This window comes from Ruegeria sp. YTSA144, assembly GCF_059610125.1.
In genome coordinates this window covers 121,154-140,739 of the sequence record NZ_JBXWNA010000004.1, presented here as the reverse complement: position 1 = coordinate 140,739, position 19,586 = coordinate 121,154, and the positions used below count along the sequence as shown (strand labels likewise).

The 19,586-nt window shown below is 56.6% G+C and carries 13 protein-coding genes; 12 read left to right on the top strand and 1 reads right to left on the bottom strand.

Annotated features, from left to right (window positions below; genetic code table 11):
- The first annotated feature begins 2 nt into the window (after positions 1–2).
- From AC2FF8_RS11125 to AC2FF8_RS11070, 12 genes are all read left to right on the top strand, one after another.
- Positions 3–2,015 carry a dynamin family protein gene (locus tag AC2FF8_RS11125; RefSeq protein WP_170345366.1) on the top strand — a complete coding sequence of 671 codons (2,013 nt, stop codon included), beginning with the start codon at positions 3–5 and terminating at the stop codon, positions 2,013–2,015.
- Between the two features lie 8 nt (positions 2,016–2,023).
- Positions 2,024–3,775 (top strand): dynamin family protein, encoded by a 1,752-nt coding sequence (locus AC2FF8_RS11120; protein WP_496879707.1) that lies wholly within the window; start codon positions 2,024–2,026, stop codon positions 3,773–3,775.
- 82 nt (positions 3,776–3,857) lie between these two features.
- Positions 3,858–4,229, top strand: a complete 372-nt coding sequence (locus AC2FF8_RS11115; RefSeq protein ID WP_257600972.1) for a hypothetical protein — start codon at positions 3,858–3,860, stop codon at positions 4,227–4,229.
- A 23-nt stretch (positions 4,230–4,252) separates the two neighbouring features.
- Positions 4,253–5,125, top strand: coding sequence for a hypothetical protein (locus AC2FF8_RS11110; RefSeq protein ID WP_496879706.1), 873 nt, complete (start codon positions 4,253–4,255; stop codon positions 5,123–5,125).
- Positions 5,126–5,193: 68 nt separating this feature from the next.
- The gene (locus tag AC2FF8_RS11105; protein WP_496879705.1) at positions 5,194–7,236 is read left to right on the top strand and encodes a dynamin family protein; all 2,043 of its coding nucleotides are present in this window, start codon (positions 5,194–5,196) and stop codon (positions 7,234–7,236) included.
- On the top strand, positions 7,233–8,519 hold the full coding sequence (locus AC2FF8_RS11100) for a dynamin family protein (RefSeq protein WP_496879704.1): 1,287 nt from the start codon (positions 7,233–7,235) through the stop codon (positions 8,517–8,519). The genes AC2FF8_RS11105 and AC2FF8_RS11100 overlap by 4 nt, the downstream gene beginning before the upstream one ends.
- Positions 8,520–8,860: 341 nt before the next feature.
- Complete coding sequence (locus AC2FF8_RS11095) at positions 8,861–11,041, top strand: serine/threonine-protein kinase (RefSeq protein WP_496879703.1); 2,181 nt, start codon at positions 8,861–8,863, stop codon at positions 11,039–11,041.
- A gap of 201 nt (positions 11,042–11,242) precedes the next feature.
- Positions 11,243–12,283 (top strand): FHA domain-containing protein, encoded by a 1,041-nt coding sequence (locus tag AC2FF8_RS11090; protein ID WP_496879702.1) that lies wholly within the window; start codon positions 11,243–11,245, stop codon positions 12,281–12,283.
- 3 nt (positions 12,284–12,286) lie between these two features.
- Positions 12,287–13,069 (top strand): PP2C family protein-serine/threonine phosphatase, encoded by a 783-nt coding sequence (locus tag AC2FF8_RS11085; RefSeq protein WP_496879701.1) that lies wholly within the window; start codon positions 12,287–12,289, stop codon positions 13,067–13,069.
- Positions 13,070–13,090: 21 nt separating this feature from the next.
- Positions 13,091–14,353, top strand: a complete 1,263-nt coding sequence (locus AC2FF8_RS11080; protein ID WP_425079623.1) for a substrate-binding periplasmic protein — start codon at positions 13,091–13,093, stop codon at positions 14,351–14,353.
- A 44-nt stretch (positions 14,354–14,397) separates the two neighbouring features.
- On the top strand, positions 14,398–15,507 hold the full coding sequence (locus AC2FF8_RS11075) for a LysM peptidoglycan-binding domain-containing protein (protein WP_224857035.1): 1,110 nt from the start codon (positions 14,398–14,400) through the stop codon (positions 15,505–15,507).
- Positions 15,508–15,701: 194 nt separating this feature from the next.
- Entirely contained in the window at positions 15,702–16,736 is a 1,035-nt protein-coding gene (locus AC2FF8_RS11070; protein ID WP_425079700.1) for a glycosyltransferase family 2 protein, read from the top strand.
- A 574-nt stretch (positions 16,737–17,310) separates the two neighbouring features.
- On the opposite strand, the gene AC2FF8_RS11065 is transcribed toward AC2FF8_RS11070, so the two are convergent.
- A complete protein-coding gene (locus tag AC2FF8_RS11065; RefSeq protein ID WP_170345355.1) occupies positions 17,311–19,524 on the bottom strand; it encodes an NADP-dependent isocitrate dehydrogenase in 2,214 nt (737 codons plus the stop codon).
- Positions 19,525–19,586 lie beyond the last annotated feature (62 nt).

Below are 19,586 nucleotides of genomic sequence, written 5' to 3'. Positions count from 1 at the left end.
GTATGGCGCGCAACGATCACCTTTTGTCTGTAGGCAACGAAGCACTGGCACCGATGACGGCGACCATGGCTTCACTGACGGCTCAGATTGATCAACTGACTGAGGTGGCTGATGCGCGCTCCTCGGCACGGCTGGCGACCCTCAAGACCCGGATGGAAAATTTTACCGCCAGCGTCACGATGGTGGGCCAGGTCAAGGCCGGAAAATCCTCGATCGTCAATATTCTTGCCGGGCGCCCTGGCCTGCTTCCGTCAGACGTCAACCCGTGGACGTCGGTGGTTACGACCCTGAACATCAACACGCGCCCGCCCGGTGATACAAAGGCCAAGTTCACGTTTTTCGAGCAGGAAGAATGGGACAACCTGATGGTCGGCGGCGGTCGTCTTGGTGAATTGGCCAATCGCGCCGGCGCAGATGACGAGATGGAAGACATCCGCCGTCAGATCGGTGAAATGAAGGCCAAGTCAGAGGAACGTCTTGGCAAGCATTTCGACCTGATCCTGGGCCAAAGTCATCAGTATGATCATTTCGATGAGGAACTGATTCAGCGCTATGTCTGCCTGGGCGATGAAGATGATCCCGATATTGATCCAAAAACGGGCCGGTTTGCCGATGTTACCAAATCAGCCGAGCTGTATATGGACATTCCGCAATACCCCATCGCGCTGAAACTGTGCGACACGCCCGGTGTGAACGATACGTTCATGGTGCGCGAACAAATCACGCTGCGCAGCCTGCGCGGATCTGAAGTCTGCGTTGTGGTGTTGGCGGCAAGCCAGGCCCTGACGACGATGGACATGGCCCTAATGCGCATTATCGCGCAGTTCGAGAACCGGCAGATCATCCTGTTCGTCAACCGGATCGACGAACTTTCCGATCCTGTGAAACAGGTGCCAGAGATCCGTGACCGCATTCAGGACACGCTGAAACAGAACAATATCGACACCAATACCAGCGTCGTTTTTGGCAGCGCGTTGTGGGCCGAAGCGGCGTTGACCGGGAACCCGGATATTCTGACAGAAGAGTCGCGCCAGGCTTTGAATACGTTCTACCTGGCGGCCGGTTTCGGTGATCAGGCGGCCTCGCTCGACAAAATCTGGGCGCTTTCCGGTCTGCCCGATCTGCTGCTGGCCATGAATGAGCGCATTGCGGAAGGTGCCGGAGCGCGCCTGATGGACCGCGTCCGCCATCGGGCCCGTAACATTGCCAGTCAGATCCGCGCGACTGCGGTTGCCAAGAATCTGTCGGAAGGCGAAGGCGTTGCACGGGATCTTGACGGCGTGTCGCCCGAAGAAGCGATAAACACGGTGTCAGCTGAATACGAAAAGAAAGCAGCCGAGTTGACAAATGCGTTGCGCGGCAAAGTGTTGGAGCGTCTGAAGTCAGCCGAGGACAATTTCGTCAAACGCGCGACGGACTCTCTGATCGCGCATCTTGAAAAAAATGGCGAACAAGGCACGTGGCAATACGATCCCGCAGGTTTGCGGACGTTGCAAAAGGCTGCCTATTTCAGTTTTGCCCGCGCCATGCGAAAAGACGCCGGGGCGTTGTATGCAACCGCCGCTGCGGATGTTGAGGCGCTTTATCACAAAATACTTGGCAACCATCTGGGCGAATTCAGCATCGAAGCACCCATTGTTCCCCGTGTTCCGCCACCTCTGGGTATCGGCCGGACGATTGCACTGGACTTGCAAAGCACTTGGTGGCGACGTTGGTGGCAACGCCGAAAGGGGTTTGAGGCATACGCGGCGGATTACACGCGGCTGATCGCGTCCGAGGCAAATTCGATCACCAAGGATATCGAGGAAAACCAGATTGCAGCGGTGCTGGAAAACGTCCGTGCGATTCTTACGGATTTCTTGCGTGAGCAGAAGGAAACCCTGCTGAGCATCTCGTCTGCTGCCGACAAGAATCCGGGTCAGACTGCGGCTGCGATGGCGGGTTTGCAGCCTCAGAAATCCAAGGACGAGATTCTGGGCGACATACTGAAAGATCTAAGCAACGAAGCGGCATAAGTAGAAAAATGGCAAAAGATACACAAACACGCTTTGTTTCACCGAAGGCATGGGAACGCATCGAGCAGTGGTCCCGCCGCAAGCCGGTTTTCGCCCTGATGGGCGAATTCAGCGCCGGCAAGTCCACGTTGATGAACTTTTTGCTGCGGACGCAGACCTTGCCGACGCAGGTGACGGCAACCCAGTTGCCACCGGTTTGGTTTAGCTGGGGCAATCAGGCTCCCTATATCAAACGTCATGATGGAAGTATCGAACTGATCGAGCTGGATCAGCTTGAAACCGTTGGTGTCAATGACGCACAGTTCATCCGTATCTATCTTGAGGCCGATATTCTGGAAGCAGTGGACCTGATCGACACGCCCGGCATTTCGGATCCCAAGATCTCGACGGATGTATGGCAACGTGCGGTGGGTCAGGCAAACGGCGTCTTGTGGTGTACCCACGCGACGCAAGCCTGGCGCGAAACCGAACGCGCGACATGGGTTTCCCTGCCCGAACGGTTGCAGCACAATTCTTTGCTTCTGGTGACGCGGGCAGATGCCCTGAGCCTCAAAGACCGCCAAAAAGTACTGCGCCGCGTTAACCGCGAGGCGGGTCACCTGTTCAATCGGTCCATTCTGTTCTCGGCTCGCGACGCGATCACTGCCCGGGACAAGACAGGCGATGCCGAGATGTGGTCACGCAGCGGCGGAGGCAAGATGATCGACAGTTTCCTGGAGATCACGGAACAGATTATGGACAACCGCGCCGACCAGCTGGCTCGGTACCAGATCGACAAGAGCCAGGCCGACGCACCCAAAGTCAAACCTTTGCGCCCTGCCCGTTCATCAAACGAGCCGACAGCCAAAGACGAAGCCACACCCTTGAGGTTGGTAAACCCGCTGGAAGCCACCGGGCCCTTGAACGCTGAAGGCGAAACAGTTGTTACCAGCTTCCCGGTACGACCTGCCCGGGTCGAGCGGCGCTCGGATGAGGCCGAACGGGTTCGGATCGATGCGGAAGAGGCTGAACGGCTGCGCGCAGAGATGACGTCAGAGCCGGTACCGTTGCCCGTTGAACCTGACACAAGCGATGATCTGCGTTCCTTGTTCAAGGACACGTCGAACGATCCGCTGGAATTGACGAATGTCGCGGGCCTTGAGGATGACGAAGACGAATTCGAGCTGTCCGTTTACGCCGATCTGGAAGACTCATTGGATGATGCCCCGAGCGCCCTGGAGGATGCTGAAATCAGCCCCGCGCCTCTTGCGGCTGTTGACGAGTCCGATGATGTGATCGCCTCGCTGAACACTTCGATGCAAGAGACCTCGATCGTGCCGGATGGGGAAGACGAGGAATCCAAGCAGGCCGATTTGGCGGAAGATCGCGGCATAGAGGTTTCCGTATCCTCGATCACGGCATTGATGGCCGCGCAAACCGGCAACAATGCGGATGACTATGAGCCGGAACCCGAAACCAGCGGTTTGATCGAAGCGGCCACCACCGAACAGGTTGATGCAGTTGAAAGAAACGTTGCCACGCTGGGTGGCCTGCCCGAAGTTGCGGTTGGATCGCCCCTCAGCGCGTCGGATATGTGGCAGGAGGTTTCGAGAAATGAAGACCTGCCGCAGGATGCAGAAGGGCTGAAGAACGTATTCAAGGCTTTTCTGGCCGAGTTCGATCAGATCGCCATAGAACACAACGAAAAGCAGACCAAAGAGGCACTTCGAGCCATTCCGAAAGCCAAAGAAAACAGCGGCGCTGAATGGCATGTATTGTAAGGGCGCCCGAATCGAAGTAGTGAGAAACTAATAAATGAAAACAATGGCTTAGATGTCTATTCAAACCGCACTGAACTCCGCCATGGAAACGATACCCGACTGTATTGCAGCCGGGTATATCGACATGGAGACAGGGATGCTTTTGGGCAGCTCTGTTTCTGATCCTGACTGCGCGGATTCGTTGGATGTTTTGGCGGTGGCTGTGGCCAATCTGTTTCAGGGGCAAGGGGTTGCAGCCTTTGAAGCGCTCTTGCGTCAGGCTGGCAGTGCGGACGAAGAAAACGCTGGTTTCGGGGAAGTCGCCGTTTTTTCCAAGGATAGGCTGAACATCTTTTTGCGGACCAAGGAATATCCTGATCATGTGGTCTGCTACATCTGTCGCAACAGTGCGAATGTCGGACTGGCGCTTACCAAATCACATCTCAGTCTGGGGCCGGTCGCGGCTGCGGTTTGAACGGGACCAGAGGGGGTCACGGCATGATGGACACGGACATTCTCGACCTGCTTGAAGACATCAGGCGGACCTCGGTCGCACGGCTGTCTCCGACCGTAAGGATCGCAGGGGAAACAGCGGCCGCGCGCCGGTCTGCGGTATTGCGGGCAATCCGCGGCACAGTATTGCCACGCCGGTTGGAATTTACCGCCGCAAACGGGGATTGTCTGGCAATTGAGGTGAACAGCTCTCGGATCACGGATGTCTTCAAGGTACCGTCAGGTGAGGTTCCGGACTTTGAAACGGAATCGCGCGCCGAACTGATCGAGAAGCTGGCTGGATTGGTGTCGGAGATCTCGGCCTCGCCTGCCCCGCTTGAGTTGACGTCGGGCAGGCCGGACACAGCGCTTGAAGTGGATGAGGTAGGTATCACCTTCAGCGAAATCGAGAACGCCTGCGCCGCCATCGAGCTTCCGTCCGAACCGATTGTATCCGTCGTCCCGAGCACTGAGAAACCTGTTGATGACTTTCCGCCCGCCGAGGCAACTACTGATGCAGCGGAAACACTTCCCCAACGTTTTTTTGAAGCGTCGAGCCGCTTCGCCTCGGGGCGTGTGTTCGTGGACAGGTCGGACGAAGCCGCACCGCTTTTGGAAGGCGTATGCAAGCCATCTGAGCCGATGTATCCCGACCAGGATACGCTGGCCCGTTTTGTGGCTGATCTTGCCGGCTGGGATGGTGATTCTCAGCATGAGAGTGAAGACCCGCAACTGATTGTCATGCGGCCATCGGGCGGGAAAGGGGCCGGTCTGGCCGTTTTGAGTGACGGTGGTCAGATCGCGGTCGCCATCCACGAAGCCCGCAAACTGGGGGCGGTCGTCAATCTGTGGACCTCTTTGCAGGAGGCAGAGAAATGATTGCCTCCGTTGAATTCAAATTTTCGACTACTTCAATCTGTTTTTTATTGTAGCCAGGGTAATGAGTAATGAGTGAAACACATCGCCGCGAACTTATTCGCATAGCAGAAGAAATGAACGGGATCAGCAATGATGAAACGCGCCAGTTCATTTCCCGCATCATTGGTGATCTTAGCAATCTGAAACCGTCAATTGCGTTTGTCGGGCAAATCAAGGCTGGCAAGTCGCGTCTGATCAACGGCTTCACCGGTCAGGCAGAGTATTTGCCTTCGGATGTCAACCCGTGGACAACTGTTATCACCGATATGCATTTCGGGCACCCGTCCGGCAGGACGCAAGGTGCCGAATTCCATTTCTTCGACAATTACCAATGGCAATCGCTGATCGCCGAAGGTGAAGAACTGCGCAACATGTTTCCCGATGACGAGGACAGTTACAAGCGCGAGATGATCGAGGAACAGGTCGAGGCCATGAAGGTCCGGGCGCGTCGGCGTCTGGGTGACAGCTATGAGCAGCTGCTGGGCCAACAGCACGATCTGGACGAACTGACGTCAGATGACCTGGCCAGATATGTCTGTGCCGGGGATGATCCGTCCGAGGACGGGGCTTTGGATCCGGGCAGTGATCGCGGGCTTTACAGCGACATCACCCGCAAGGCCGAGGTCTATTTTGAATTGGGCCATTTTCCGTTTCCACTGACGGTTACTGACACGCCCGGCGTGAATGACCCTCTGCTGATCCGCGAAGAAATTTCACGACAGTATCTGAAGGAATCCGATTTCTTTGTGGTGGTTCTGTCCGCGCATCAGGCATTGTCGCGCGCGGATCTGAAATTGTTCCGGTTGATGCAAGCGTTGGAACTTGGGCAGATCGTCGTCTTCATCAACCGTGTGGATGAACTGGGCGGCGGCGCCGAAGACGCTGCCAAGGTTCGCCTGGACGTATTGGACGGGTTGGAAAAGGCGCTCGGCAACTCGAACATCGATGTCCTGATGGGCAGCGCGCAATGGGCGCACTATGCTTTGACCGGCGATGAAACCGGAGTGAACCACGACCACGTTCTGGCATGGCTGCGCGCCCACCCGGAACAGATGCAGCAATACCTCAAGGGTGTGGCCGAGATCAAACAAGGCCCCGGACCGATCAGTCGCGAAGCGGTTCTGCGCTTTGCCGCAATGATCGCGTCCGGCCTGCCCGATCTGCGCCGTCATGTCACCCAGGCTTTGACGGACGGACCGATCAACGAACAGTTGCGGATGGCCTGGCAACATCTCGACAGCTTCGCGCGCGGAGAGCTTGAGCGCTCTCAGGTTCGTTTGCGGGCGCTGCAAGATGAAGACGGCTCGGATGTTCGAAATGCCGATGAAAGCGACAAGACACTTGTCGACCTGCGCAAGCTGATTGCTGAAAAAACGCGGGAGATCACGCGTGACATGGATGATGTCCTGTCGAATCTGCGCGGGGTCATGGATGACACTGTCTCGGAATCGGTGGCTATCGTTGTGCGCGGGCCGGACGGCCAGTCGCCTCTGCTGGCAAAAGGTGGAGAGACCGAGCTCAATTTTACACCATTGCGCGAACGTATGCGTGAACTGGTACAGGGGGCATCGCAAGTTGTTCGGCAGCGCATGCTCAGCGAGCTTTACGCGATCGACATGCATTGCAATGCCGCCTTGCGGGCATTGCCGGGATGGCAAGAGCCGGTCGACAATCGCATGAACACCAGTGCTGTACGTTGGTTCCGGCCGGACACCACCGCCCTGACCCGTGGCATTACCGTTGAATTGCGTGTAAACTGGTTGTCTCGTCTGATCTCGCGCAATAGCGTTGTGGCGCGTGCAGAACGGCTGATCGTGCAGGAATTCGAGCTGATCGGGGATGACCTGATCGACACGACTCGCGACGATCTGTTGGAACGGCTGAACACGGTTCTGGACCACTATATGGCCCTTCTGGCCGGTCATCTTGAACATCGTTCCAACTCAGGAGAACTGAACGCCCAGGCGGAGGCACAAGGTGCATTCGACAGGGCGCGTCGCATTGCAGCCGAGCTGGAGACGGTTTTTGGAACACCCGATGCGGATGAAAGACAAGCAAAGGCTGCGGAATGATTGAATTTCCCGGAACTGAAAAGGAAGTACGCCAACTGGAGCGCTTCCTGACCGCAACTGAAAACCTGACGCCGGACGCGGCGTTGGAGGATATGCGCGCGCGGGCTCTGTCCCACGCCGAACGTCTGTCAAATGCGGTCAATATCGGTTTCGCCGGGGAATTCGGCGCAGGCAAGTCAAGTCTGGCGAACATGCTGGCTGGCGCGGACATTCTGCCAACCGGCCCGCAGCATCTGAAATTGCCTCTGGTGATCGTCGCCTACGCGGAAGCGCCTGAAACGACTGTCGGTTGGTGGAACAGGGAGCCAAAGACCTATTCAGGCATAGTGCTGGAAAAAGCCGCCCAGGAAGAGCCCGATTTCATATCGGTCGGTATCAATACACCGGCTCTCAAGGAAATATCGCTATTTGATCTTCCGGGCTCGGGTGCTCTCGATGATACCTACAAGCCGACTTTGGATCTGCTGAAATTCGTCGATTGTGCCATCTGGTGCACAAATGGAACCAATGCCTGGCGCGAGACCGAGCGCCACCTGTGGTCCCAGGTGCCCCCCGAATTGCGGGCCAACAGCCTGCTGGCCGTTACACATGCTGATCTGCCACCGGTTCAGGGTGCCCTGGACCGCGTCCTTGCGCGTTTGAACAAGGAAAAGGAAGGAATGTTCCGCGCTGTTGTCCCAATTGGTACGCCGGTTGCGGTGCGTGCCATGGCGCAGGAGCCCGAGCCCGACTTTGCGCTTTGGGAAACCTGCGGCGGACAGAACCTTGCGGAACACGTGCTGGAAGCGGCCTCCGACCGGCGTCGCGGCGATCTCGAGGCTGCGCGGAAAGATTTGCAGCAGGACTTCCTGCCTTATCTTGAGGCGCTGAAGGGCGCAGAGCCAGAGCCTGTTTCGAATGATACCGCATCGATGCAGTCAACGCTGGAATCTGCCCTGCCCCCGTTGAACAATCCCATTCTCGAGGACTGGTTGGCCGCAATAGCAAGCATCTATGAAGATTTACGTGAAACATCTGACATCGAACCGGCCGCTTTTCTGAACAGCTGTCAGGAGATCGTCGAAGATTTTGCGGAACGACTGGAGCAAGGTGGTGAAATCGACCCCGAAGCTGATTGGATTCCCGCAGAATTTGAAAAGGCGACAGACTTGCTTTTGTTGCTGCAATTCGAAAGCGGAGACGCGCCGTTGAAGGACGCAATCAGCATTCTGGCGCAGCTGGGCGACAACCTTGCCTGGGCTGGTAGCTCGGTTGCGGTGGCACAACCGAAGACCGGAACCTGACGTCTTCCCGTCAAGATTGAGCTGCATTGCAGCGATTCGAAGGGCCGAGGAATCGGCCCTTTATTGTTTCGAATTCGTGGACCAACACGCTTGATTTGGGGTTTCAGTTTTCAATTAATCCATATCGCAAATCTATATGTAGTGGCCGCAACCCGTTTGAGGACAATATCTGCCATCTCACAGAAAACGATCCATAGTGAAGCCATCAGGCGGCCCCAATAAAGTCAAATTTGAAACGTCTAACCGTTCTCAAGTGTCCTGCGGTTGTTTTTGGTTGTGAGTTCGTGGGCTGTCGGCCCGGTTTTTCTAAGCCGCAAAATGAATAGAACGGGCGGATTGAAATGAGCCACAACCAGGCTGTCGGTGCGACGCACGACGAACCAAAAATTGAGGGATTGCAGCCAGGCGCAAAGCTGTTGCGCGGGCAGTATGAAATCCTCCGCTATCTCAGCAACGGTGGATTTGGGATCACTTATCTGGCGCGCGACAGCCTGGAGCGCGACGTCGTGATCAAAGAGTGCTTCCCCGGAGCGCTGTGCCGACGCAACGGTGATCTGGTTGAGCCCAATGATCCATCATACAAGGACGACCTGCGCTCGATCATTGACCTCTTTATTCAAGAAGCGCGCAATCATGCGCGCCTGGTACATCCCAATATCGTGGACGTACACCAGGTGTTCGAAGACAACGACACCGCCTATATCGCAATGGACCTGATCCGTGGGTGCGACCTGCTGGATTACGTGGAAAACCCGGAAAATGACGGCGGCCCGGATTTCATCGTTCAGGTCACCGAAAAAATGCTGTCCGCGGTATCTTTCATTCACCAGAGCGGCATGTTGCATCGGGACATTTCACCGGACAACATTCTGATTGATGAAAACGGAGACCCCGTCCTGATTGATTTTGGCGCCGCACGTGAGCAAGCGGCGAACAAGTCGGCAGCATTGTTGACCCTGCGCGTCATCAAGGATGGATATTCTCCGCACGAATTCTATGTCCGGGGCGCGGATCAAGGGCCCAGCAGCGACCTCTATGTTCTGGCCGCCACGCTTTATCACGCGATCAGCGGTGAACGCCCCATCGACGGCCAGAGCCGCCTGAACGCTTTCAACAACGGGCAGGATGACCCCTACACGCCACTGACCGGTCGGTTCGAAGGATACCCAGACGGGTTCCTTGAGGCGATTGACAAGGCGATGGAAGTTCACGCCACGGATCGTCTTCAATCCGCATTGGATTGGTTGCGCATGTTCCGCGGCCCCGGTGTCATGTTTGACACATTCGCCTATCGTCCCGTGTCCGTGATTGTCGGCATGGATCGCAAAGACAAAGAGGCAGAAAAGGCTCGGATCAAGGCCGAAAGCGAAAACGCCGAAGCCGTAGTTACGGCCCTGCTGGCCGGAAACTCGGACATCGTTCTTGGCACCGAAGACAAAAAAGATGGCGATCTGTCCAAGATTTCAAAGAAAGAGGATACCCCGGTCGCTGTCGATACAGTGGTTCAGAGCGGGTCCGGCGGCAGCGGCAAGCTGATTGCAGGCGCGGCTGTTGTTGCAGTTGCTTTGGCCGCGGGCGGTTTCTTTGTGATGTCCGGCGACAAGACAGAAGACCAGGCAGAATCACCGGTCACGCAGCCCGCGGCAGACGTACAATCCGCTGAGGCAGAGTCACCCGCTACCGATCCTTCTGTCACGGAGGCCACCGAACCCGAAGTGGCCGTCGCCCCCGAACCCAAACCGGAAGAGCCTGTCGAGCAGGCACAACCAGTACCTGCGGAGCCAGCTGCCACAGAAACAGCCTCCGCAGACACTGAACGTTCCGAGGTTCCGTCACAGTCGGAAGAAGCGACTGAAATTGCAGCAGTGTCTGAGATTGAGACACCTGCGACTGATGCAATTGCCAACGCCGGTGTTCCGGCGGAACAGCAGGTGGCGTTTGCGCATTGGGATGTCGATATCCCCTTCCAGACATCCCGCCGCCGCGGCTCGACCGGAGCCACGATTGCAGTTACGGGGGTGGACGCCGATCAGGACATGAGCGTGATCGGCGATTGGGTGCAGCGTGGCGCTGTCATCTATACCCTGAATGGCCGCCCGGTCCGTCAAGATGTTTCTTTTGCGGCGCAGGTTCTGGATAACCTGAAAGTCGACACCGATGGGTACACAAGGGTTGCAGCCCGCTATCGCCCGCTGGGTCAGACCCGGGCGCAAAACGGCTTGTTGGCCCTTCCCGCCATACGATCCGTTGGCTTGGAAAATGGTTACACCTTTACCGTCAGCGCCGATGGCGACGCCGGATGGCAAACAAGGGTGAACGCAGTTCCGGCTGAAGCGGCAGGAAACCTGCAAAAAGGCGATGTCCTGCTGAATGAAAGCCTTTCCGGCATTACATTTGACGGCTCGGAAAGCCTTGATGAGATGCTGGCCGCACTCGTTTCAAGCGAGCAGTCTGAGGCAAATCTGACAGTGTTGCGCAATGGGGCCGAGACGGCCGCCACCATGCAGCTTGCACAGGAGTAATCTGACCGGTTCGAAAGTGATCTGCCAGTGTGTGTTTGCTGAGGGTGGCATCCAGCTTTGCCACCCTGGCGGGAACCGGCCCGCCGCAGAATGTACCAGTTCCCATGGGTATCCATTGAGTGGCTCTGCGCTGACGTGCAGGGAACAGTAGCAGCTTACGACGCGGCTTATCTGCGTCAATAACTTGAAGGTGTCGACACCATGTTCAAATACAAAAGCCCTCTGAGCCGGCTTCTCGAAGGTGCCGGCAAATCCAAAGAAGAAGACGTTGCCGAGAACACGACTGCGGTAGATGCCGCAGAAAGCGAAGAAGCAAAGCAGGAACCCATTGCGGATTTCAACGCGCTGCGCGCCGCATTGGCCGGTGGAAACATGACATCCGAATCCTATGAGGAAACGGATGAGCTGATCCCCGAAGAAAAGATGCCCGAGTTCGACGAGGCCGAGCCGGAGGCAGTGACCGAACCCGAGGAGTCGATCTTTGCCGAGGACAGTTCGGAGGAGGAAGACACGCCGGAAGAAGAAGACGCTCTGAAAAACGTTCTGGCGGAAGAGCCTGTCGAAGAACCGGTTGAGGTCGAGCAGGTTGTCACCCTGCATGTGACGGAAACACCCGCTGAAACACCGCCAGAGGAAACAACGGCCGAGGTCGTGTCCGAACCTGCCGAACCGGAAGTCGTCGAGGTTGAGGTCGCGGAAGCTCCGGCCCCAGAAGCGCAACAGGTCGAAGAGACCGCTGAGCCGGTGATTGAACAGGTTGCACCAGCCCCAGCCCCGGTCGAGGATCGCCGCTCACGGGTCAAGACGACATTTCTTGGATTTGAGCGCGCCGATACGCATGTTCAGGACCTGATCGAATCCTCTGAACCCCTGGCAAAAGCAGAAGCGGCACAAGCGACGTTCCCGGTGGGCTGGCTGGTGGTAACAGCAGGTCCGGGACGGGGTTCAAGCATTACGCTGACCGAAGGCCTGATGCAAATCGGGCGCAACGATGACCAGGCCATTCAGTTGGATTTCGGCGATACCGGCATTTCGCGCTCGAACCATGCCGTGATCGCCTACGACCCCGAGGACCGGAAGTGCTATCTGGGCCATGGCGGCAAGGCCAATCTCGTTCGTCTGAACGGCAAACCCGTTCTCAGCACCGTGGCCCTGTCCAGCGGAGACCTGATCCGCATCAGCGAAACCTCGATCCGGTTCATGGCCTTCTGTGACGACGGTTTTGATTGGCGGGATTCCTGATTGATGCTGGCAACTCCGGCATATGATGTTGCGCTGATCCTGAACCAGGGTCAGCGGGAAACGCAGGAAGACGCGATTGCGGCCCGCATGTTTGATGCGTCGGACGCGGGTTATGTTGTGATTGCAGACGGCATGGGTGGCCATGAAGCGGGCGAAATAGCGTCGGAAATGGTAGTGGCCGCATGGCGCGACGCGCTGGACGCAGAACTTGAGGCAGAAACCCTCAACGAAGGATCCGCGATGGATGCGCTTCCTTTGGCCGCCATGCAAGCCAATGCCGCGATCGCCAACTACACCGAGGCCCGGGGCCAGGGGTTCAACATGGGATCAACCATGCTGGGCGTCCTTCTTCTGGGGCGGCGTGTGTTCTGGATTTCAATCGGCGACAGCCCTCTTTACCTGTTCCGAGATGGAGCGTTGACGCAGGTCAACGAAGACCACTCGATGGCACCCGTGATTGCTTCGAAATTGGCTTCGGGCAAGATTACTGAAGCGGAAGCCCGGGAAATGGACCGCAATCAATTGACGTCCGTGGTCATGGGCGGGGCCATTCCCAAAGTGGATTGCCCGGAAGATCCATTGATCGTCTCGCCTGCCGATGTCCTGATCCTCGGAAGTGATGGGTTGCAGTACATCAGCGACGCCGAAATTCAGGACATTCTGCGGGATCACCAACAGGGGCTGGCACAAGATATTGCCGAAGCATTGCTGAGGGCCGTGCAGGCCAAGGGTGACCCTGATCAGGACAATCTTTCTATCGCAGTGGCGAAACTTACAAGCACCTAAACAGGCAAAGCAACAGGACCCATGAAAAAGCACTTACTCATATCAAGCCTTGCCCTTGCTGCCGCCACGGGCGCGGCATCTGCGCAAGAGGCATGTTCAAGTTATGAAATTCAACGCGGCGATAGCTTACGGGAATTGGCAATCGAAGTGTATGCGACCGAAGACTTTCGCATCATTTTCGACGCGAACCGGGATGTTATCGGTTCCAACCCCAATATCATCCGCGTCGGCGACGTTCTGGAACTGCCATGTCTGGAAGATGTCGGGCGGGCTCCGGCGCTGGCTGACACCGAGGCAGAGCGGCTGGCTGCCGAAATGGCGGCAGAGCTGGTAAAAGCCGCAGAAGAGCGCGCCAAGAAAGCCGTGGCCGAAGCGGAAGCCCGCGTTGCCGCAGCGGAAGCCGAGGCAAAGAAGGCGAGTGAAGAGGCCGTCGTTGCAGCGCGGGCTGCTGCCAAGGAAGAGATCGAAGCCGCCCGTGCGGAAGCTGCCGCTTTGATCCGGAATGCCGGAACGGGTGAACGGCCCGAAATCCGGGACCGGCAATTGCTGTTGATCACTGGCGGGAACTACGCTCCGTTCACCGATGAATCTCTGCCCAACAGGGGGCTCTATACCCATCTGGTTGAGACAGCGATGTTTCGTGCCGCTCCCGAACAGGCCTACAAGATTCAGTTCGTGAATGACTGGTCATCCCATCTGGACCTGTTGATGCCGACACTTGCATTTGACGCCACCTTCCCCTGGTCGCGCCCCAATTGCGAAGAGGCCGTTGCACTGTCGGAAGATGATCGCAACCGGTGCGAGACCTACAATTTCTCAAATCCGTTCTACGAGGTTGTGGATACGTTCTTCGCCCGGGAAGGTTCCGGCTATGAACAGACACTGACCTATGCCGATTTTGCCGGTGCAACGATCTGCCGGCCGGAGGGTTGGTCCTTGTCACACATGGACGCGGTCAGCCTGTACGAACCGGTCATCAAACTTCTGCGTCCGACGTCTCCGGATGATTGCTTTCACGCTCTGATGGACGGCACCGCAGATATCGTCGCCATCGAGGCACATCTGGCAGCCGAGGCAATAGATCGGCTTGGGTACAAGCACCGGATTATCGAAAACCCCAACCTAGCGGCCATCAAGTCGCTTAACGTCATGACCCACAAAGATAATCCTGATGGGGAAGCGATCCTCGAGACGCTGAATCAGGGTCTGGCAATCATGCAGCAATCGGGCGAATGGCGCGACATCGTGTCAACCGCCCTGCGTCATCAAATGGAAAATGGATAAGGCCCCTATCTGGCCTCACAAACTATAGTCTGGAGGAAGTGGACATGTTTAACGAGAAGATAAAGAAGGTAGCGCTTTCAGCAACCGCGATCACCGCTCTGAGTGCGGGCGCCGCTGCGGCGCAGGAAGCTTGTACCAACTACACCGTCCAGGACGGTGACACCATGGCGACCATTGCAATCGCAGCGTACGGCACGTCAAACTATCAGCCGATCTTCAACGCGAACCGGAACGAAATCACCAACCCCAACGCTCTGGAGCCAGGTCTTGTTCTGGCCCTTCCCTGTGAGGACGGTAGCCTGCCCAATGGTCAGAGCGCGCAGGAAATCATCGCAGCTGAAGAACAACGTGCGGCCAGTGTCAAACGATCGAGCGTCTACCAGCCGCCGATCAAGCTGGTAACCGGCAATGGATGGGCACCTTTCGCCGATGAATCGTTGAACGGTGGCGGAGCAATCACGCGTCTGGGCACCACGGCTTTGCAGCGCGGCGGCAACGCGCGGGACTATTCCGTAAGCTTCGTGGATGATTGGAACTCGCACCTGGAAACTCTTCTGCCTCTTGGCGCCTTTGACGTGTCCATGGCGTGGAACATGCCGGATTGCACCAACCGCACTTACGAATGGTCCTGGGAAACCGAAGTGCGCTGTACCCAGTTCGATTCATCTGTTCCGGTCTACGACATTGTCGTCGGTTTCTACACCATTCCGGAAAGCCCGTATGCGAGCGCGACAACCTTTGAAGAACTGAAGGGCGCCACCATCTGCCGTATGGATGGCTGGTTCATCCACGATCTGGAACAGGAAGGTCTGCACAACGGTGAAACCATGACGCTAATGCAGCCGATCACCGCACGCGAATGCCTTGACGCGGTTCTGACCGGCACCGCAGATGTTGCAACCTTTGAAGTTCAGTTGTTCTCGGACACAATGGTTGAAATGGGCCTGAACCAGAACGACCTGGTTGAGAACCCATACGTGACCTCGCTGTCTTCGCTGCGCTTTATCAGCCACCGCAGCAATCCGTTCGGGAAGCAATACCTGGCGATGCTGAACAAAGGCCTGAACGAGATGCGTGAAACCGGGGAATGGTATGCGATCGTCTCTGACACGCTGCGCGAGCACAACGAAAAACTGATGGCAGCTTCGAACTGATCCCTCGGTTCAGCTGAAACTTTGGGGCCGGTTCTTCAATCGGCCCCTTTTTTGTCAGCGTCAAACACGAGGTTTTTCAGAATGACAAATTTTGGCCTCTTATCTGCTTCATAACAGCCTCAAATGCGCAGCACCTTCTAACCTCAAGCACGATCATCATTCAATTGATGCCAATGAAAGAGCGTGATTTGCATATGATACAGGGCGCCTTCGATATTCAGAAAAACTCTCCGTCGTCCACGACAAGATCGGATTTGGACGTTGCAGTGATCTTGCCCTGCTACAACGAGGCCGTTGCCATAGGGGAAACCGTTCGGCAATTCCGCGCGGCCCTGCCCGACGCGACGATTTACGTTTATGACAACAATTCTACCGACGACTCCGTCAAGGTCGCGCTTGAGGCAGGCGCCCTGGTCTATTCCGAAACATACCAGGGCAAAGGCAACGTGGTCCGTCGAATGTTTGCCGACGTTGATGCGGATGTCTACGTTATGGCTGACGGGGATGCGACCTATGACAGCGCGGCGGCACCGGAATTGATCGACCTGCTCGTTTCGCAGAATCTGGATATGGTCAACGGCGCTCGGGTGAATGAAGAAACCGAAGCCTATCGGCGCGGCCACAAATTTGGCAACGCGTTGTTCAGTTGGCTTGTGAAATTCTTCTTCAACAGCAAAATCAACGATTTGCTTTCGGGTTACCGCGTTTTCAGCAGGCGCTTTGTCAAAAGCTTCCCCGCAGTATCAAACGGGTTCGAGATTGAAACAGAGCTGACAGTTCATGCGATGCAGATGCGCATGCCGATCGGTGAGGTTCAAACAAGATATTCGTCACGCCTGCCCGATTCGAACTCCAAGCTGGCAACGTTCTCTGACGGGTGGCGGATCCTCAAAATGATCGGTTTGTTGATCAAAGATGAAAAGCCCGTTGCGTTTTTCCTGTCTTTGGCCGTGATGATGTTTTTGCCTTCGCTCTTTGTGTTTGTGTCCGTATTCCGGGAATTCTTGGAAACGGGGCTTGTTGATAGAATTCCGTCTGTTGTCGTTGCAGTATCCGGTTTTGTTGCAACAATGCTGTCCATCGTCTGTGCTTTGATTCTGGAATCTCTGGCTCTTGCCCGGAGGGAAGCACGTCGTCTTTCCTATTTGCAGCACAAAGGTGTAGCTGCGTCAGGCGATGATCAATTCAAGCCAACACTTGTCGAGGCTGAGACCCGTCGATTTGGCTGATTAAAACCATCCCCCGGTTCCCAGTTAGGCGAATGGTCAGCCTGATCCCGCGTAAGCGCCTGAATACGCTGACGTGTTCAAGAATTTACTTAATCCAATAAGCAAATGGCCAGCACCCCAAATGCTGGCCATTTTTCTGAGTGAGTGATATAGCCCTAAGGCCTCACCAGTGAAATTCTTTGTCCCCACAAAACTAACGCGGACAGAAAACCGGCGCTATTGGGGGAATCCCGTAAATCCTGAGTTTTTCCGAGGATCCGGATGTTTCGATCCGCGCCAACCGCGCTGTTTGCAGTTTCGGGACAGCGATCGAAATTTGTGCCCGACGAGCGGACGGACAAGTGTTTAATACCAACGTGACGCGCAGCTGTCTTCCCGGCACACACTGCGCAAGTCGTTCATGGAACCTGACAAGGTTGGTTTTAACGGCGCAGCTACGGCATGCTAAAGATCGTCAGGCACAGGGTTCGGGGCGGGTCTTTTGGCAATCCCGCGGTCCATGAAAAGGACCGCGCAAAGGCGGTCCCTTCGTGTTTTGATGTCGGACGAAACTCGCCCGCATGTTCGACGGCGATCAGCCGATGATTGCGTTCAACGTAGCGCTGGGGCGCATCACAGCGGCGGTTTTGACCGGGTCAGTGTGATAGTATCCGCCCAAATCCACCGCCGGTCCTTGGACTGCGGCCAATTCCGACAAGATCTGCTCTTCTTTGTCTGCCAGCTCTTTTGCAAGGGGTGCCATTTCAGCTGCCAGATCGGCATCGTCAGATTGGGCAGCCAAGGCTTCGGCCCAATAGCGCGCGAACCAGTAGTGGCTGTCGCGGTTGTCCGGTTCGCCAACTTTTCGACTTGGCGACCGGTTGTTGTCCAGAATGCCCTGAGTTGCCGCCTCTGCCGCAGCGCCAAGAACACCTGCCTTCGCGTTTCCTTTGGCGTCAGCCAGGAAGTTCAGGGATTCCCCAAGCGCGCAGAATTCACCCATCGAATCCCAGCGCAGATGGTTTTCCTCGACCAGTTGCTGCACGTGTTTCGGCGCCGAGCCCCCTGCCCCGGTTTCGAACAGGCCACCACCATTCATCAGCTTGACGATCGACAGCATCTTGGCCGAGGTGCCCAGTTCGAGGATCGGGAACAGGTCGGTCAGATAGTCACGCAGCACGTTGCCGGTGATGGCGATGCTGTCCTTTCCGGCGGTGATGGTTTCCAGCGTCTGACGCGTTGCCTCGCGCGGGGCCATGATCTGGAACTTGTCGGCCACGCCCGCAGCCTCGAGCGCCGGTTGAACGTATTTGATCAGCTCGGCGTCATGGGCGCGGTTCGCGTCCAGCCAAAAGATCGCCTCGGATCCGGTCAGGCGCTGACGGTCCATCGCCAACTGGATCCAGTTCTCGATCGGCGCCTTCTTGACGGTGCAGGCCCGCCAGATGTCGCCCTTTTCGACCTCGTGCGAATGCAGGGTCTCGCCATTGGCCAGAACGATGCGGATCGTGCCGTCGGCGGGTGCCTCGAAGGTGGTCGGGTGGCTGCCGTATTCCTCGGCCTTCTGCGCCATAAGGCCAACGTTTGCGACCGCACCGGCAGTGGCCGGATTCAATGCACCATTGGCTTTGAAGAACTTGATGCTTTCATCATAAACAGTTGCATAGCACCGGTCGGGGATGACGCAATTGGTATCGCCCTTGGCACCCGTCTCATCCCAACCCTTGCCGCCCGCGCGGATCACCGCTGGCATCGAAGCATCAATGATCACGTCGGAAGGCACGTGCAGGTTGGTGATGCCCTTGTCGCTATCCACCATGTACATGGATGGACGATCAGCCTTGATCGCATTTATTGCGGCGACGATCTCGGCATTGTCTTGAACCCGCTCAAGCAAGTCGCCAAGACCCGAGTTCGGATTCACACCCAGCGCATCCAGTTCCGCACCGAATTTTTCAAAAACCGGCGCCAGCCAGGCCTTGACCGCATAGCCAAAAATGATCGGGTCCGAGACCTTCATCATCGTGGCTTTCAGGTGCAGCGAGAACATTGTGCCGTCTTTCTTGGTGTCCTCGATGGCCTCTGCCAGGAAGGACGACAGCGCTTTGACCGACATGAACGTCGCATCAGTCACCGTGCCTTCCTCCAACGGCCACGCGTCCTTCAGAACAGTCACACTGCCGTCTTTGCCGACAAACTCGATCCTTGCATCGCCCGCCTGGGCAGCGGTGATGGTAGCCGATTTCTCGTTGGCGTAAAAATCGTTGCCCGACATGGACGACACTTTGGTTTTGCTGTCCGAGGCCCATTCACCCATGGAATGCGGGTTCTTCCGAGCATAGTTTTTGACTGCCCGGGCTGCGCGGCGGTCACTGTTGCCTTCTCGCAGAACCGGGTTCACGGCCGAACCCTTGATGGCATCATAACGCGCGCGGATCGCCTTTTCTTCGTCGGTCGAAGGTTCTTCCGGATAGGCCGGGATATCATAGCCTTGCGACTGCAACTCTTCTATGGCGGCCACCAGTTGCGGAACCGATGCCGAGATGTTCGGCAGCTTGATCACATTTGCATCCGGGGTCTTTACCAGTTCACCCAACGCCGCCAGATCGTCCGAGACACGCTGCTCATCCGTCAGGTTCTCGGGGAAGGCTGCCAGAATGCGCCCGGCCAGTGAAATGTCCTTTGTACCAACGCTGACGCCAGCTGCCGAAGCGAACTTGCGAATGATGGGCAGGAACGATGCGCTGGCCAGTTCGGGCGCTTCGTCTACAATGGTATACAATATGTCGAAGTTCGATTTATCTGCCATATTCTTTTACCTTTTTAAGCCTTTCGGGGCGTGCGATCCAAGAGTTGAAGCCACATATGCGT

Excerpts from the sequence above, each read along its gene's own strand:
- AC2FF8_RS11125 (WP_170345366.1), top strand. The coding sequence starts at position 3 with ATGGCGCGCAACGATCACCTTTTGTCTGTAGGCAACGAAGCACTGGCA.
- AC2FF8_RS11120 (WP_496879707.1), top strand. The coding sequence starts at position 2,024 with ATGGCAAAAGATACACAAACACGCTTTGTTTCACCGAAGGCATGGGAA.
- AC2FF8_RS11115 (WP_257600972.1), top strand. The coding sequence starts at position 3,858 with ATGGAAACGATACCCGACTGTATTGCAGCCGGGTATATCGACATGGAG.
- AC2FF8_RS11110 (WP_496879706.1), top strand. The coding sequence starts at position 4,253 with ATGATGGACACGGACATTCTCGACCTGCTTGAAGACATCAGGCGGACC.
- AC2FF8_RS11105 (WP_496879705.1), top strand. The coding sequence starts at position 5,194 with ATGAGTGAAACACATCGCCGCGAACTTATTCGCATAGCAGAAGAAATG.
- AC2FF8_RS11100 (WP_496879704.1), top strand. The coding sequence starts at position 7,233 with ATGATTGAATTTCCCGGAACTGAAAAGGAAGTACGCCAACTGGAGCGC.
- AC2FF8_RS11095 (WP_496879703.1), top strand. The coding sequence starts at position 8,861 with ATGAGCCACAACCAGGCTGTCGGTGCGACGCACGACGAACCAAAAATT.
- AC2FF8_RS11090 (WP_496879702.1), top strand. The coding sequence starts at position 11,243 with ATGTTCAAATACAAAAGCCCTCTGAGCCGGCTTCTCGAAGGTGCCGGC.
- AC2FF8_RS11085 (WP_496879701.1), top strand. The coding sequence starts at position 12,287 with ATGCTGGCAACTCCGGCATATGATGTTGCGCTGATCCTGAACCAGGGT.
- AC2FF8_RS11080 (WP_425079623.1), top strand. The coding sequence starts at position 13,091 with ATGAAAAAGCACTTACTCATATCAAGCCTTGCCCTTGCTGCCGCCACG.
- AC2FF8_RS11075 (WP_224857035.1), top strand. The coding sequence starts at position 14,398 with ATGTTTAACGAGAAGATAAAGAAGGTAGCGCTTTCAGCAACCGCGATC.
- AC2FF8_RS11070 (WP_425079700.1), top strand. The coding sequence starts at position 15,702 with ATGATACAGGGCGCCTTCGATATTCAGAAAAACTCTCCGTCGTCCACG.
- AC2FF8_RS11065 (WP_170345355.1), bottom strand. The coding sequence starts at position 19,524 with ATGGCAGATAAATCGAACTTCGACATATTGTATACCATTGTAGACGAA.